Here is a 15,114-nt window from a genome sequence, read left to right as displayed (position 1 = left end):
AGTATGTTGTTATTAATAGGTTAATAGACTTTAGAAGGAATCAACAAAATCAGTTTCCTCTTCACAGGAAAATGTGGCCTGAATTATTTTTCATTTAGTGCAAAGGCTATCTCACTGGCCGCATAACGAAGAGCAGATTGCACTTCGGGCAAGTGCGCCAAGGGGTTGAGCAGCCCATAATCGTGAATCATTCCCTGCATCCTAACCAACGAAACGGGTACCCCTGCCTCATTTAGTTTTCTAGCATACGCTTCGCCCTCATCCCTTAGGACATCGTTCTCTGCGGTCTGTACCAAGGTAGGTGGCAACCCCTTCATGTCTTCTAATGTAGCCTGGAGTGGACTGGCGTATTTCTCCTTTCCTTCCGCTTTGGTTTGCAAATAATGGTCCCAGAACCAAATCATCATGTTCTTGGTCAAGAATCGGGATTCGGCATATTGGTTATAGGAGGCCGTCTCCACATTGAAGTTCGTTACGGGCCAGAACAGGACTTGGAACTTAATCTTTGGCCCATTTTTGTCCTTGGCCATCTGGGCCACCACTGCTGTTAGGTTTCCTCCAGCACTGTTACCGGCAATGGCAAGATTTTTTCCATCCAGATTGACCTCGTTTCCATGCTCTGAAATCCACTTTGTTGCTGCATACGCTTCATTGATTGCGGTGGGATACTTTACTTCGGGAGATCTTGAATATTCCACAAAGACCGAGGCCACTTCAGAATAAACCACCAAATCCCGTACAAAGCGCTTGTGAGTTGCGAAATCGCCCAAGACCCATCCTCCCCCATGAAAAAACATAAAGACAGGCAACTTCCCTGTTTTGCCCTCGGGCCGTACGATGTAGATCTTTACGGAAATCCCATCTTGAACAATGGTTTTTTCTTCAACGCTGATTCCTGAAAGGTCAACTTCCACAGAAGATTGGGCCCCTTCCAAAACTTTTCTGGCATCTTCCGGGTCCATGGTCTCCATGGGATCGCCACCACTACTGTTGAGGGCGTGGAGAAATGCTTTGGTTTCCTTTTCAATGGCAGGGTCCACATCGGGATTTAGTACTGCCTGTGCAGATGCCGTTCCTGTGATCACCGTAAAACAGGTAACTGCCAGTTTTGATTGAATTGATTTTTTCATGACTTAATGGTTTATTTTCCAAATGGAAGCCAAGCATGGTGCCACATATTCATTTAATTGATTATCAGCATCTTGGTGAATTTTATCACTTCCTCTTTGTTGTTATTTCGCCAATTCGAAAATAAATGGCCGTATTTGGATAGTCCATCCAAACAAAAAAGGTGGTAATCCAATGATTTCCACCTTTTTTGATTCAATACAGTTTTGGAGTCACCCCAATCATTTTTAATTCAAACCTCATTCGGTAAAATGCTGCGTGTACCAAGCTACCGAAAGTGCAATATCTTCCTTGGAAAGGTTGTGCCCTGCATCAACCAAATAGGACTCCACCGTATATCCTCCTTCTTGTAGGTATTCTGCAAATTCCTTGACGTGAACGATATTTACCGTCCCATCCGTACGACCTGAACTAAGGAAAACGTAGGATTGATGTTTAAGGGAAATCTGCGGTAGCACTTGGAAGGGTTTCATGGGCCTGAGCAAGATGGCCCCTTTCAGAAACACGGGATACAATAGTAACAGGGCCCCGGCAATATTGGCTCCATTGGAATAACCGTAAGCAATAAGTTTGGAACTATCAAAGCCTTCCTTCTTCGCTACTTCAATCAGAAAGTTGGCCAGTTCATGGGTTCTAAAGGTTAGGTCCTCCTCATCAAAAATGCTCATGCCCAATCGCCTGAAAAAACGGGGCATTCCATGTTCAAGTACATTTCCCCGAACACTTAAAATATTAAATCCGTCCCCGTATTCAGAGGTCAAAGGAATCAAATCTTCCTCATTGCCTCCAGTACCATGCAGCAGTAGGAGTGTATTCGCATCTGGAATTCCATCTGGTCTGTAGATGTATTTCAAAGGTGTGAAGTCCATGCTAGTTGATTTTGACCAGTTTTTCTTCCAACATACGTCTAAGGTGCTCGTGCTTTTCAGGGAGCTTTAAGCCCATGCCTAGGTTCTCTTCGGATTCGTCCACGGTAAACCCAGGATTGTCCGTGGCAATTTCAAACAAAACGCCACCGGGTTCCCTGAAGTAAAGCGAATGAAAGTAGTTTCTATCTATGGGCGGGGTGATGTTCAATCCAGCCTTTTCAATTTTTTCCCTAAAATGTAGCAGGGTTTCATCATTTTTGACCCGAAAGGCAACATGGTGCACGGTTCCATTGGCAACATGGCCCCGTTTCTCCGTTGGGATTTCAACCAGTTCGACCAATGCGGCATTGGGGACGGTTCTGGTCACATAGCGATAGCGATTCGATTCTTGTGAATGTAATTCATAACCGAAAATGGAGGTCAAAACTTCAGCCGTTCCTTGAATATCGTTTAATGTGAGAGTGATGTTATGAAAACCTCGGGTCGCGTGTTCCGCGCTTATCCCTTCGGTGGTCCATGGCGTTCGCTGGTCATTTTCAGTTTCAAACAGCTCAAATTTCAAACCATCTGGATCTAAAAAGGAAAGGTATTGTTGATTGAATTTTTGTGCAGGTTTGTTGTAAATGACATTATGCTTTTCAAAACGGTCCATCCAAAATTCCAAACTGCCCACAGGTACGGAATAGCCAATTTCAGTTGCCATCCCGGAACCTCTTCTCCCTGTGGGAATATTATTTCCCCACGGGAAAAAGGTCAAAATGGTACCTGCGTTACCAACCTTGTCCCCAAAATAAAAATGATAGGTGCCGGGGTCATCAAAATTTACGGTCTTTTTAATGAACCGAAGGCCCAAAACTTCAGTGTAGAATTTGTAATTGTTCTGGGCATCGCCCGCTATGGCCGTGATATGGTGCAGCCCCAATATTTCCTTTTTCATGATCAAGATTTTTAATAGTTCATATTTTGAATTCCAATCCTCAATTGTTGGTCTGGGCGACAATCTGCCAAGAAAGGAATATCAAACCAAAGAGCGTTTTCATTTTTCCAAATTGTGCTACTTCATTTTGAGCTTGTCCATGATGCCTGTGGATAGTCCCTCGCTATATACGCCATAGGCGTCCACCAGCAAACCTTTGACCCCACATGTGGTACTAATGGCATAGAGAATTGACGTATCATCTGGGTTGGTATCGCCTTCAAACCGATAAAAACAGTCCACATGGAACTCCTCGGCCATAAAATGCTTTTTTAATTCTGGGCAGGAAATGTGGTCTTTTTTGAGATTAAAATTGAACCAGTATCCTTTATCCTGCTTGCCCTTTATCGCTTCGGACAATGTATCATAAGTGATCATTTGTATGATTGTTAATGTTGATATCCCCCAAAGTATTTCACTGGGGACCAATTTGGAATGACTTCGGGCATAGGAGGGTCCAATGCTTTGAATTCGTTTTTTGCAAAGACCACGGTTCCATTAACCACCGTGAGATCGGAAGTAAGCTCTTTGATATCTTCCTCGGGAATGGTAAAGTAATCATCGGATAGGATGGCAAAGTCGGCATACATACCTTCTTTGATATATCCTTTCGCGCTTTCCTCATTTGAAAACCAGGCACTACCATGGGTCATGAGTTCCAAAGCCTTATGTCTGGAAAGCCTGTTGTCCTCGTCATAAAGCTGCAGACCACCCCATGTTTTGCCCGTTATGGCCCAGTAGAGTGCTAGCATGGGATTGTAGCTCGATACCCTGGTGCCATCCGTCCCGAGCCCCAACGGAATTCCGGCATGAATGATCTTGGAAATGGATGGCGTTTGTTTTGCTTGTTCTGCCCCATATCGGTCCACAAAGTATTCCCCTTGAAAAAACATCCTGTTCTGAAGGGCAATGCCGCCGCCCATTTTCTTTATCCTTTGGATATTGGTGTCATCGATGGTTTCTGCATGATCAATGATCCACCTTACTCGGTTTAGGAATGGGTATTTTTGATCCACTTTTTCAAAAACATCCAAAAACCGTGTAATGGATTCATTATAGGTGGCATGAATTCGGAAGGGCCATTTGTTTTTGGCCAAAAGGGTCACGATGGAATCCAGTTCCGTTTCCATGATTTCCTTTAATTCTGGCCGTGGTTCCAAAAAATTCTCGAAGTCCGCGGCCTCCCAAGTCAAGTTCTCCCCTGCTCCCATAAAGGTGTAGCCATTGGGTTTGAACATATCATCATTGGAGCCGGAACGTAACGTGTCCGCCCATTTTTTGAAAAAGGATAGTTCTGTTCCCTTATCCACAGCAAATAGATAATATGAAGTTCGGACCGTAAGTTTCCCTTCCGAGGCCAACTGTTTGGCTATTTTATAGTCATTGGTATAATATTGTCCACCGCCCCCGGCATCAATGGCGCTTGTAACGCCAAGTCGGTTCAGTTCACGATAAAAATGCAAGGTTGAATTGACTTGCTCCTCGGGGGTCAATTTGGGCAACTGCGTCAACGTTTTGTACAACAACAATGCACTTGGCTTTGCCACTAAAAACCCAGTGGGTTTCCCATTTTCAAGTTGGACTTCCCCTCCGGGAAAATGAGTTTCACTGTCATACCCCAATGTTTCGATGCCTTTTTGGTTCAAATAACCGTAAGAATATAAGTAGAGAACATACACAGGATGATCGGGAACAGCTTCATTGATTTCCTGTAATGTCGGCAATCTTTTTTCCTCAAACTGATGTTCCCCCCATCCGCCAACCACTCGTATCCATTGTCCATCGGGTGTTCTATCGGCTTGTTCTTTGAGCATGTTCAATGCTTCCTTGATGGACCGGACACCATCCCATCGCAATTCGGAATTGTAGTTGAGTCCTTCCCGTATCAGATGGGTGTGGGAATCATTGAGCCCGGGGATGACCGTTTTTCCTGTAGCATCAATGACCCGGCTGTCATCCCCTATCAGTTCCAAAATAGCTTTGGAAGTTCCTATTTTTAGAAAGTTCCCGTCCTTCACCGCAAAAGCCTCAGCAAAAGTACCCTCGACCTCCGTGGCGACCTTGGCATTGAACACGATAAGGTCGGCGGTCTCTTTTTGCACATCCTTTTTTTTCTTGCAGGATATGATCAAAAACGTAAACAACAGAAGAACTAGGATTTTGGACTTTTTCATCGCTTTGTTATATATGGACTACATCCTTGAAAAAAGAACACCTCAATGGCTCAACATGGTATGGGCATAGATAATCCCAATGCCATAACCCCCACCATATTTTTTGACCAAATCGGTAACGGGCACATAGGTTTCCTGCCGGCCCCAGTCCCGTTGCAATTCCAATAGATATTGAATGGAAGTCATGGGCTTTATGCCTGCCTGCACCATTCGCGTAACTGCTTGGTTATGGGATTCTATGGAAACATCCCCTGAGGCATCGGTGATCACATACACCTCATACCCATCACTTAGGGCGGACAAGGCAGGGCCAACGATACATACGCTGGTCCACAGGCCCGCAAGCACTATTTTCTTCTTGCCCTTGCCTGTAATGGCTTTGTATGCATTGGCATCTTCCCAGGCATTCATGGTGGTCCTGTCAATAAAATTGGAGGTGGCTTTGGGATAGAAGGATTCAATTTCGGGAAACACGGGGCCACTAAAGGATTCTTCGGCAACAGTGGTGACCACCGTGGGCACCTTGAATATTTTTGAGGCCCCGGCCACCATTGCGGTGTTGTTCCTGAGTTCATCAATGGTAATGTTCCGAACGGCAAATGCCATTTGGCTTTCATGGTCTATCAACACCAAAGTGTGGTTTGTGGGATCTAAAAGTTCGGGGCTAGGCTTTTGGGCAAATCCTGAATGGGTCATTAGAATTGCCAGTGCGATAAAAATTTTTGCTTTCATTGTACTCTAGTTTTGGTTAATACGGAACGTCGGACAATTAAAAAGCCAAACCGTCAACTATTTGTTTTTCAGTATTTTACGGATTGCCTGGATGTGTTCTTTTTGTGGTATTTCGCCAAAAAAGGGATGGATTGTCTAAATATGAAGGTTTTCTTTCCTTTTATCTAAATGCTTAAAAAGTGATCTAAGGCATTTATTAGGTGGAGGTGGTTGCTAAGGCCGTTCCCTTACAATTTGCAAAAAGTACGGAACTGGTTTGGGGTAAAAAATCAAAAGGGGGCATCTTTGACCCATGTGGATATGTATCTGTATGCGTTGATGCGAGGATCGTATCACGATAAATTCAGGAAGATATTGCACATAATAAAGCCTTGAAATCACATGTTGATTTCTTTTTTATCAATCCCCAATTTGCGCATCTTGGAGTTTAAGGTCGATGTAGGGATTTTTAACAATTCCGCGGCTCCGTTCTTTCCAAACACCTTGCCCTTGCATTTTCTTAGGATGTGTATGATGTAGTCCCGTTCAAGCTCGCTGATGGACCGTACTCTTTCCAAATCCCAACTCTTTGACTGCTGACCGGATTTGTTAAAAGGCAAGTGAACGTCCCCAATGGTATCCCCGTCTGCGAGCAGGATACTCTTTTCAATGCAGTTTTCCAGTTCCCTTATATTGCCCGGCCAATCATATTCTAATAAACTCTTCAGTCCATATTCGTCGATTTCCATGGGTTCCTTTCCCTGTGACGTGCAAAATTTATCCACAAAGTGCCGTGCCAACAATGGAATATCCTGTTTTCTCTCCCGCAAAGGGGCCAAAAGGATGGGGAAAACGTTCAATCTATAATAAAGGTCAAGCCTAAACCGCCCCTCTTCCACTTCCTTGTCGAGGTTTTTATTGGTTGCGGCGATGATTCTGATATCGAGTTTTTGGGGTTTGGTAGCGCCCACCTTTTCAATGGCCTTTTCTTGGAGCACCCGCAGCAGTCGCACCTGCAGGTTCAGGGGCATTTCCCCTATTTCATCCAAAAAAATGGTACCCCCATTGGCTTGTTCAAACTTTCCAATTTTTGTGTCCAACGCCCCCGTAAAAGCGCCTTTCTCATGGCCAAAAAGGATGGATTCTATCAAATTCTCCGGCAGTGCACCACAATTTATGGTAACAAGAGGATAATCCTTCCTTTGTGAAAGGCTGTGGATGGCCCGGGCTATCAATTCCTTTCCGGTTCCACTTTCGCCCAATATAAGCACGCTGGTTTCCATAGGGGCCACTTTGCGAATAAGATCAAAAACAGTCAACAACTGCGGGCTGTTTCCAACAATACCCTCAAAACTTTTGGGCGAATCCAGTGTCTTGCCCGGAGATGGTTTGGTAACCTTTGCACTTTGATTTTCGATTTGTTTGGCCCCTAAACATTTGGCAAGGACCTCACCAATTTGGGGCGTCAGTTTAACCAACACCTCAATATCATTGTTGCTATAGATATTATTTTGTTTGTGGAAAAAATTCAAGTGCAACAGCTCCCCTGAAAATGGAATGGGAATCGACATTTGGGATTTCAATTTGAATGCGTTGACAATCAATTCCTTGAATGGATTCTGACCGAATGAAGCTGTCAATTCTTCGGTATCCAAAATTGTGGGGACCTTCTCGTATGTTGATTGAAGAAACTTTTCGTTCAGTACTTCCTTGCGCATTGAAGTGATGGAGGATAGTTGGTCGAACCCGATGGATTGGTATTCATTCAGTCCCAACCTGAAGCACCCAAAGGGATGCTGCCCAAAATACGTTGGATTGGGCGTCAGTTCCAAATAGTCAAATGAAATATAGGGCCTGAAAACTTGGGTGAATTCTGTGCAAATGCCTTTTGTGGCATCGAATCCCTGCTGGAGCGTATTGATCCCATCAACGAGGTTCTGCTCCAAGATTTTGCCCATGTTCTTGGAATGCTCATGATGATAGAATGCAATTTCCAAAGCCACCAACACATCCTTGGCCCTAAAGGGCTTTACCAGAAATCCATAGGGTTTTGTGGGTTTGACTTCTTCCAAAATGGCCCTATTGGAGTTGGCGGATATAAAAATGAAGGGGATATTCTGTTTTATCAACTGTTTGGCCAAATCGATACCCGTCAATTCCCCTTTCAAGCGAATATCCAGCAAGGCCAAATAGGGTTTGCTTGCAGAAATCTTCTTCATGGCCAGCCCATAGGAATCCACTATTCCGGCTACCTCATACCCTGCATTTCGAAGAATGTTGGACAAATCATTGGCCACAATGAATTCATCCTCAACAATGAGTATTTGTTTCTTCATGACAATCCGCTAAAGAACCGATTAAATTTAAATAAAAAACTTACTCGCATTGATTTTGACTTTACCTGTTTGGTCATATTTCGTCAATTTTTGAACAGATTTGTGCTATTTCGCCAAAGCAATTGCACAAACAACTCTAGTTTCTATCTGATTTGCCCAGAAAAGAGGAATACATCCAAACCGTTTTTTCCTGTTCGCGAATGTAATCGCTCATCAGGGCACTGGTTCCCTCATCACCTGTCTCGCTGGCAAGCTCCAGTAGTTTGCGTTCAATTTTCAATAAGGTTTTGGTTCCCTGCACAATAAGGCTGACGGCTTCATCCCCATCGGAAATGTTGTTGCGTTCAGGTATTTCAGAAACCTCCAAATACTGGGAATAACTATGCATGGGCACTTCCCCGAGCGTAAGGATTCGCTCCGCTACTTCATCAATATTGGTGAGGGCAATAGTGTAGAGTTCCTCAAATTTTGCGTGCAGCTCAAAAAATTTATTGCCCTTGATGTTCCAGTGAAACCCTCGGGTATTCATGTAATATACTTGATAGTGCGCCAATAAACGGTTCAGGTGGAACGCAATTTCTTTGGACTTGTCTATTTCCAGACCAATTGGACTCAATTTCTTCATGAAAGATTGATTTTAGATGTGTTGTTCAAAATTTTTCTACATAAATCGGCGGGGCAAAAAACATTCCATTTTTCACAGGATAAGGGCTTCGGTATAAAGGGGTTTGGAAAAGCCAGAAATTAACGCTATATGAATAATTAGCGATTTAAAGATATAGTTCATCGTCTGATATTCTCACAAGATTCTCAATACCAACAAGTTGTGATTTGGTCTAAAAATGGTCTTCCCTTTGAAACATTAAAAACTTTAATCATGAAAAAATGCTTTCTTTTAGCACTGATGGTTTTGGTTGGACCAGCTGCAATGTCATTTTGTGGCAAATGTTATGAAAACAAAAACCTTCAGATTGAATCCACCAAAGTCATCCGAAACAAGGATTTGGGAATCCTAGTATGGGAAATCAAGGTAAAGGGTAAGGCAGGGGACACAACCCCGAAACCTGTCGGTCAATTGAACGGGGCACCTGTTTTGGGATACGTTTTCCCCACCACCTTAAAGCCGCAAGATGTTGGATTTAGCGATACGGAGGGGATTGTGGCCATGGCGTTGACCTCCCATCCCGATTTTGATGACACCCCAATGTGGGATGAGGATGCGGATAGGGATTACAACAACGATGGCATCATTTGGCATCCCCATTGGGTGGTATTGGTGGAAGATGACAGGGTGGCAGGGAAACTGTCGGTAAAACAATATGATAAGAACGATACATCGGTAAAGCTGCCTGCGAACAACCCGGGAATGCCAATGTATATGGACAGTCCGGGGTTTAATGTGGTGACAACGGGAAATACTATCAAGGTAATCGTTCCGGAATACAGGGTGAGCTTTAAAACCGATTTCAAGTTTGATGCGGTGGCGTGCTATATGGAAGTCAATACCGGAGATCTGGCATCTTCAAATCATTCCGGCAATGCCGGCACCAATAAGCCCATGCTTGGTGTTTATCAAGTTTATTCGGTGGCCAGCGGAAATCTTTCATTGCCTTATCGAGTCAAATAATACATTTTAGCACACTAATTGGCTATTTAATAAGAGTAAACAGAATCATTTACGGACAGATTGAAAGAACTGGCAATACTGGTATTGCCAGTTTTACATTTGATAAAGTCGGAATGGCAGGCCCATCCCTTTAAACGTAAATAGTTGATTTTAATTATTTTACATCGTTAACCGAGACCAGTTAACCGAACCCTGAACCGTGTTCAAATCGGAACATCCAGAGGCAAAACTTATGGGAGTTTTACACCCCTAATTTAGGTATTTTTTTGATAAGCAACGAATTAAGGTTCAATGTATCTAATAGATAATTCAATTCCTTATAGCATGAAAAAGCTTGCCATATTCCTTTCAATGATTTTCTTAATGACCAATCAGTCTTGTGACAGCACAGATGAAGAAATTGACCTTCAAGGTAACAACCTTTTTGAACTTCAGTATATCAATGCAGGTATGTCGGGAAAAATCATCGAGAAGAAGGACTTGGATTTCAATGAATTCATTGAGCTTTATTCTGACAATCACTTTGTCAAAAGAAGGGTATACCTCGATAGCACCAGTATTGCAACGGGCAGTTATACTTTGATTCAATCAGAAGACTCTAAGTATTATGAATTTGAGTATGAAGAAGAAAGTTATTTGATTCAAAACTGTGGTAGCTCGCTTAAAGAGCATATTTCTATTTTGAACAAAAAGGAAATATTCAATGGAGGTTACCTTCCATGTGATGGTCCGGGTTTTGGATATAGATTACTAGCCAAGTAATAAATGTTAATCTCTAATAAGAAGCATCTGTTTTTCCAATTTCTCTAATTAGGGATGACTGGAAGAAAGTAGCATTTTCAACCACCTTACAGTCAACACTTTATCCTGTGTTCTAATACTGATTAACCGAACTCTAAACTGTCTATAAAACAGCACATTCATAGGCAAAACTTATGGATGTTTTGCAGGTTGAATTTAATAAAAATTTCTTCAAAAAGGGACTTAAATAATCAGCAGATAATATTGCGTCGTAACCTTTTCATATTTCCAGATAATTATTTGCCGTTGTTCATCTTTCTATGGGCAAGTATTTAAATGGAAATCAGCTTACCTGAAAATTCTTACTTTTAAACCATTAGTATTTTGTTAGAAAGTGCAATTAGATAACTTTTACCACTCATAGAAAAGTAAAGAAATAACCATAAATCAACTCACATGAAAAACCTATTTGCACTTGCATTGGTTCTCATATTTTTCAAGACAAATGCGCAAGTAGACAAAAAACCACTTCAACAAAAAGTATCTGAAAAGTCTGAAAGTTCCAATTTTGACAGTATCGTAAAAGCTCTTGGTTATAAAGAAGGAGATGAATTACTCGTTTGGACAATATTCACCATCAACAAGGATGGAAAAATTATCAATATTAAGGCCCGCGGCCCTCACCCTATTCTAGAAAAAGAAGCTATCCGAATTTTAGAAAACACTCCTGAGAATTGTACCAGAAAACTTTAAACCCAAGGAAGAAGAACCCCGGTTTTCATTGCCAATTACTTTTGTCATAGAAACGGACAAACAAAAGTCCAAACGCCTCAAAAGAGAGAATAGGAAAAGTAAAAAACTAATGGAATAATTCCCAAATGAGTGTTGAAAATCTTTAATCACATGGTCTTTTATGAGTGATAACCTTATAGTCATACTGATACTATTTGTATACTTTTCACCACTATTTTACCAACTCGGAGTCGTATTAAAAGAAAGAAAAAGGGGAAACTTAGTACCCCTGAAAAAATTTCTGAAAATTGTAAAATACAGTCTTGTGATTCTTTTTACGCTTATCATAGGGTTTGCAATTTTAAGCCATACCAATTATTTGAATTATGAGAAGCCGTTGACTTTTGATCAATATGATCAAATTACATTTGAAAACTTTAGAGGGTTGGAATTTTTCAAGAAATCATTGTACGGAAATGAACAATTCGCTTATGTGGTCGTATCAATAGACAGCAAATTCGAAAACAATTCTGTAACCGTCCAATCATTGTTTTACCCCTCCCGTTCTTTCGTTTACAACCAAAATACTAATAGCAAAGAGCTATTGACCCATGAAAAGTACCATATTAAAATAGCGGAACTTTTTTCTAGAAAAGCAAAGAAAAAAATATCCGAACTACCTAGTTTTGATAAAAAAAGTATCAACGAAATCCTCAAGCAAGCCAAATTGGATGAAAGAAAGTATCAAAAGGAATACGACTATAATACTTTTCACAGCTATGTACTTAGTGAACAAAAAAAATACGAGAAAGAAATAGACAGTTTATTAGATTTACTGACCAATTATAAAAAACCAAAAATTCAGTTTGATGCCAAAAATTAAATTTACCCTGCTGACCCTATTATGCGTTGTGCTTACCAGTTGTAAAACAAAAGAAAAACATGAATTCCCGCTTGAAAAAAGATATTGGGATGAAAACGATTATAAGGAAGTTGTATTTGAATTAAATTACGCTTATGATGAAGATGAAAAACTTCCAACTTTTGATAATCCTCAAACTAAACCTATTGTAGAAAAGTTAACTGATCAACAAAATTTTATTGTCGTTTTGGATGATCAAGAGTTAGGTTTAAAGTATAAAAACCAAATTGCCGAAAAGTTCTTTAAACAATGGCAAGAAATGAGTGACATCTATAGCGTCACTGATAGAAAAGACCAATACCCATATGAAAAAGAGTTTCTTGCTGTATGGCATTTTGGATTAGCACTCCAACTAAAATATTTCAAATTGGGAAACGATTATATATTGGAAAGTGCTGACGATCCCAATTCAATTAGGGTTACGAACAAAGTAGAATCAAATGTAAAAACGCTAATAAGAAATTATCTGATCTATTTGGACTTGATAGACCATGAAGATACATTTACGGAAGAAGGTAAAGGCATATTGGCCGAAGGTATTGACAAATACTTTGCTCAGTTATTAAAATTATATCCTGATTCGGATTATAGTGAAATGAAACAAAAATCTGAATCAATGCTGAAGAAAAGTGAGTCCGATCAAATTAAGTCCTCATTGAATAGCCTTATAGAAACCATTGACCAATTTAAGAAAGCGGCTTGATAATCATGTTAGTTTTGTAGAATACCTGCCCCAAATATCGGGGTGTCTACAGTATTTTAACCCATATAAATAAGTTAGGCACCTTATTATGCCAAAAAAATTAACTCTATTCATTCTCATAAACTTCTCCCTTTTAACATTCGGGCAACAAGAGCGAACTGATTTGAATGATTTCTTCACAAAGTCAGAGATTGAGGACTTAAATCTGATTGCCGAATTTTTTCAGACCGAATTATGCGGGATTGCAGATAGCACAAAGTTCGAGAGTTGTATCAAAGAATCTTTAGCAGACATAGCAGATTGGAAACAAACTTATATACAAGACAAAATAAGTTGGAGGAAGCATAAAAAATTATACTCAAAAATATCCGATTCAACCTTTCAAAGAATCTGGGGCCTTTGCAAGACATGGAGAACAATTGAACCGAAGTATGAATATAAAAGTATATGTTTCAGTCAAAATGAAAATTTCATCACGTTCTTAAAGAAAGTCGGGGAATCTAATCCTTATTTAGAAAGTTATGCGGAAAAACTAGAAAAGGTTGGGTCTTTTGAATCTGGGAATTTTCTGGTCTGGAATATCATAGAACATCCCCAAAATTGGCATTTGGGAGACAGAAAAGTTCAAATCGTTCTTGCGATTCATTTTCTGACCCAAAATGACAAACAAAAAAGAGATAAAAAAGCATTACGTCTTGAGAAACGTGATATTAGAAAAATGAAACGAAACCGAAAAAAGAAAAATAGAAAAAAGACTTTGCCTGACTACGGTTTCAATTTATTGAGGTCTAGGCCTAATTAACACAAAGTTCAATTAAGATAGCTTGGAGATAATCATATACCTTCTTGTTGCAGTTTTTATCCTTTTATCAATAGGACTTGTCTATACACTGGTAAAAGACTTCAAAGAGATTGTCCTTGGATTGGTTAATATGTGTAAACCACAACTATTTCATCCATTAACCTGGCTTCTAAGTCCAATCTGGTTTATTGGATACGCATTGGAAAAGACGTTTGGATGGGACATCATTGAAAAATATGATGGTAGTGATGGTCTTGAAAAATACTCTCACACTGAAATATTGCCTTTTGATTTTTCAATGGGTGACAAATATATTATTGCAAAGACATCCCAAAAGAATGTAGAGTTATTGCTCAAAGACTTTCTGGACTTTTGTGATGGGAAACTGAATATAGAGAACTTCCAGATAAAAAACACCGACCCTATCACTGTTCAATGTCCAAATCAAATAACTTTTAATGATTTCAGTATATTGACACAACATTTTTGTAATGACATTGAAGATAGTTGGGGCGTTTTCAAATCTGGTAGGCTCGATTATTACTCTTATTCCGACAAAAAGACGGTACATAATATTGTTGGGCAGACTGGAGATGGACAAAAGTTTTCCATTTATACTTTGGATGACCTGTATAAAGAGCAACATTTAAAAATTAATGATAACCTAAAGGTGAAAAAATTTGACTGGAATTTAATCAATAATGGCCCTTTATTAAAGTTCAAATAAACGATAACATACAACAATACATTGGTATAAATGATTCCTGAGAATTTTAAAAAAGCTTGGACTTTGGTAGATGATAATCTAAACCCAATTAGCTTGAAATATCTCTCTGGATTAGGTTTGTCGCAAAGTTCAATTGACTTTTTTGTGAAATCAGGTTTTCCAGACAGTGCAGCTCCATTTCTTTCATTTTCGAAAGAATCTGACAATGTATATGAAAGTGTCCAAAGGCTTACGAAGGTTTACGACATTTTAGAACCGAATTTTAATGAATACATCGTTATTGGTTCCTGCAACGATGGAGACCCTATTGTTATAAATACCAAGGAAAATGACCAAATTGAATTTTTGGACCATGAGAATTCCTTTAACCCAAATCTATTCAATTCTAATGTTTATTCCATGGCAAAATGTTTACTGGCGTATCGTGATTTTGTAATTAGTTTACAAGAAAAAAATGGAGCGGATGCTTATTTTAATTCAAACTTTACGGATGAACAGTTTGAAAGGTTGAAGACTGATTTGACGAATGCTGATGAAGTAGCTTTAAAAAATAATAGCTTTTGGTCAATGCAATTGATTACGGATTTAGAATTGAGGGAATCATGCAAGAACGAATAAAGGGTAACTAAAGTTCAAATAAACGATACAATTTTTAATCCAATAAAA

General features: G+C 40.0%; 16 protein-coding genes. 8 read left to right on the top strand and 8 right to left on the bottom strand.

Translation table 11 applies throughout. The annotated features are described in order from the left end of the window. Nucleotides 1–83: 83 nt before the first annotated feature. The 8 genes from GVT53_RS04095 to GVT53_RS04060 all read right to left on the bottom strand — a co-directional run bounded on the left by GVT53_RS04095 (nucleotide 84) and on the right by GVT53_RS04060 (nucleotide 8,819). Nucleotides 84–1,130 carry an alpha/beta hydrolase gene (locus GVT53_RS04095; RefSeq protein ID WP_166247551.1) on the bottom strand — a complete coding sequence of 349 codons (1,047 nt, stop codon included), beginning with the start codon at nucleotides 1,128–1,130 and terminating at the stop codon, nucleotides 84–86. Nucleotides 1,131–1,367: 237 nt separating this feature from the next. Beyond that, nucleotides 1,368–1,997 carry an alpha/beta hydrolase gene (locus tag GVT53_RS04090; RefSeq protein WP_166247550.1) on the bottom strand — a complete coding sequence of 210 codons (630 nt, stop codon included), beginning with the start codon at nucleotides 1,995–1,997 and terminating at the stop codon, nucleotides 1,368–1,370. A gap of 1 nt (nucleotide 1,998) precedes the next feature. Next, nucleotides 1,999–2,934, bottom strand: a complete 936-nt coding sequence (locus GVT53_RS04085) for a ring-cleaving dioxygenase (protein WP_166247549.1) — start codon at nucleotides 2,932–2,934, stop codon at nucleotides 1,999–2,001. 117 nt (nucleotides 2,935–3,051) lie between these two features. Then, nucleotides 3,052–3,351 carry a phosphoribosylpyrophosphate synthetase gene (locus GVT53_RS04080; RefSeq protein WP_166247548.1) on the bottom strand — a complete coding sequence of 100 codons (300 nt, stop codon included), beginning with the start codon at nucleotides 3,349–3,351 and terminating at the stop codon, nucleotides 3,052–3,054. Between the two features lie 11 nt (nucleotides 3,352–3,362). Beyond that, entirely contained in the window at nucleotides 3,363–5,147 is a 1,785-nt protein-coding gene (locus GVT53_RS04075; protein WP_166247547.1) for an amidohydrolase, read from the bottom strand. 42 nt (nucleotides 5,148–5,189) lie between these two features. Beyond that, on the bottom strand, nucleotides 5,190–5,879 hold the full coding sequence (locus GVT53_RS04070) for a hydrolase (RefSeq protein WP_166247546.1): 690 nt from the start codon (nucleotides 5,877–5,879) through the stop codon (nucleotides 5,190–5,192). A 377-nt stretch (nucleotides 5,880–6,256) separates the two neighbouring features. After that, complete coding sequence (locus GVT53_RS04065; protein ID WP_166247545.1) at nucleotides 6,257–8,194, bottom strand: sigma 54-interacting response regulator; 1,938 nt, start codon at nucleotides 8,192–8,194, stop codon at nucleotides 6,257–6,259. 136 nt (nucleotides 8,195–8,330) lie between these two features. Further along, nucleotides 8,331–8,819 (bottom strand): Dps family protein, encoded by a 489-nt coding sequence (locus GVT53_RS04060; RefSeq protein ID WP_166247544.1) that lies wholly within the window; start codon nucleotides 8,817–8,819, stop codon nucleotides 8,331–8,333. Nucleotides 8,820–9,071: 252 nt separating this feature from the next. Between GVT53_RS04060 and GVT53_RS04055 the strand changes: the two genes are divergently transcribed. From GVT53_RS04055 to GVT53_RS04020, 8 genes are all read left to right on the top strand, one after another. After that, nucleotides 9,072–9,821 (top strand): hypothetical protein, encoded by a 750-nt coding sequence (locus tag GVT53_RS04055; protein ID WP_166247543.1) that lies wholly within the window; start codon nucleotides 9,072–9,074, stop codon nucleotides 9,819–9,821. Nucleotides 9,822–10,145: 324 nt separating this feature from the next. Beyond that, nucleotides 10,146–10,583 carry a hypothetical protein gene (locus tag GVT53_RS04050; RefSeq protein ID WP_166247542.1) on the top strand — a complete coding sequence of 146 codons (438 nt, stop codon included), beginning with the start codon at nucleotides 10,146–10,148 and terminating at the stop codon, nucleotides 10,581–10,583. Between the two features lie 435 nt (nucleotides 10,584–11,018). After that, a complete protein-coding gene (locus tag GVT53_RS04045) occupies nucleotides 11,019–11,315 on the top strand; it encodes an energy transducer TonB (RefSeq protein ID WP_166247541.1) in 297 nt (98 codons plus the stop codon). A 304-nt stretch (nucleotides 11,316–11,619) separates the two neighbouring features. Beyond that, on the top strand, nucleotides 11,620–12,177 hold the full coding sequence (locus tag GVT53_RS04040) for a hypothetical protein (protein ID WP_240905132.1): 558 nt from the start codon (nucleotides 11,620–11,622) through the stop codon (nucleotides 12,175–12,177). Next, a complete protein-coding gene (locus GVT53_RS04035) occupies nucleotides 12,164–12,919 on the top strand; it encodes a hypothetical protein (protein WP_166247539.1) in 756 nt (251 codons plus the stop codon). Before GVT53_RS04040 ends, GVT53_RS04035 begins: the two co-directional genes overlap by 14 nt. Nucleotides 12,920–13,007: 88 nt before the next feature. Then, nucleotides 13,008–13,721: a hypothetical protein gene (locus tag GVT53_RS04030; protein WP_166247538.1), complete on the top strand. Its 714-nt coding sequence runs from the start codon at nucleotides 13,008–13,010 to the stop codon at nucleotides 13,719–13,721. A 22-nt stretch (nucleotides 13,722–13,743) separates the two neighbouring features. Further along, the gene (locus GVT53_RS04025) at nucleotides 13,744–14,448 is read left to right on the top strand and encodes a hypothetical protein (protein ID WP_166247537.1); all 705 of its coding nucleotides are present in this window, start codon (nucleotides 13,744–13,746) and stop codon (nucleotides 14,446–14,448) included. 30 nt (nucleotides 14,449–14,478) lie between these two features. Next, entirely contained in the window at nucleotides 14,479–15,066 is a 588-nt protein-coding gene (locus tag GVT53_RS04020) for an SUKH-4 family immunity protein (RefSeq protein WP_166247536.1), read from the top strand. The last annotated feature ends 48 nt before the right edge of the window (nucleotides 15,067–15,114 follow it).

It is taken from the genome of Flagellimonas oceani, assembly GCF_011068285.1.
Taxonomy (GTDB): Bacteria; Bacteroidota; Bacteroidia; order Flavobacteriales; family Flavobacteriaceae; genus Flagellimonas; species Flagellimonas oceani.
Note: the sequence above shows the minus strand (reverse complement) of the source record. Positions and strands in the feature narration are given on the sequence as shown.

What these genes read in the sequence shown, in the direction of transcription:
- GVT53_RS04090 (WP_166247550.1), bottom strand. Translation starts at nt 1,997, where the DNA reads ATGGACTTCACACCTTTGAAATACATCTACAGACCAGATGGAATTCCA.
- GVT53_RS04085 (WP_166247549.1), bottom strand. Translation starts at nt 2,934, where the DNA reads ATGAAAAAGGAAATATTGGGGCTGCACCATATCACGGCCATAGCGGGC.
- GVT53_RS04050 (WP_166247542.1), top strand. Translation starts at nt 10,146, where the DNA reads ATGAAAAAGCTTGCCATATTCCTTTCAATGATTTTCTTAATGACCAAT.
- GVT53_RS04035 (WP_166247539.1), top strand. Translation starts at nt 12,164, where the DNA reads ATGCCAAAAATTAAATTTACCCTGCTGACCCTATTATGCGTTGTGCTT.
- GVT53_RS04055 (WP_166247543.1), top strand. Translation starts at nt 9,072, where the DNA reads ATGAAAAAATGCTTTCTTTTAGCACTGATGGTTTTGGTTGGACCAGCT.
- GVT53_RS04020 (WP_166247536.1), top strand. Translation starts at nt 14,479, where the DNA reads ATGATTCCTGAGAATTTTAAAAAAGCTTGGACTTTGGTAGATGATAAT.
- GVT53_RS04095 (WP_166247551.1), bottom strand. Translation starts at nt 1,130, where the DNA reads ATGAAAAAATCAATTCAATCAAAACTGGCAGTTACCTGTTTTACGGTG.
- GVT53_RS04045 (WP_166247541.1), top strand. Translation starts at nt 11,019, where the DNA reads ATGAAAAACCTATTTGCACTTGCATTGGTTCTCATATTTTTCAAGACA.
- GVT53_RS04070 (WP_166247546.1), bottom strand. Translation starts at nt 5,879, where the DNA reads ATGAAAGCAAAAATTTTTATCGCACTGGCAATTCTAATGACCCATTCA.
- GVT53_RS04075 (WP_166247547.1), bottom strand. Translation starts at nt 5,147, where the DNA reads ATGAAAAAGTCCAAAATCCTAGTTCTTCTGTTGTTTACGTTTTTGATC.
- GVT53_RS04065 (WP_166247545.1), bottom strand. Translation starts at nt 8,194, where the DNA reads ATGAAGAAACAAATACTCATTGTTGAGGATGAATTCATTGTGGCCAAT.
- GVT53_RS04060 (WP_166247544.1), bottom strand. Translation starts at nt 8,819, where the DNA reads ATGAAGAAATTGAGTCCAATTGGTCTGGAAATAGACAAGTCCAAAGAA.
- GVT53_RS04030 (WP_166247538.1), top strand. Translation starts at nt 13,008, where the DNA reads ATGCCAAAAAAATTAACTCTATTCATTCTCATAAACTTCTCCCTTTTA.
- GVT53_RS04080 (WP_166247548.1), bottom strand. Translation starts at nt 3,351, where the DNA reads ATGATCACTTATGATACATTGTCCGAAGCGATAAAGGGCAAGCAGGAT.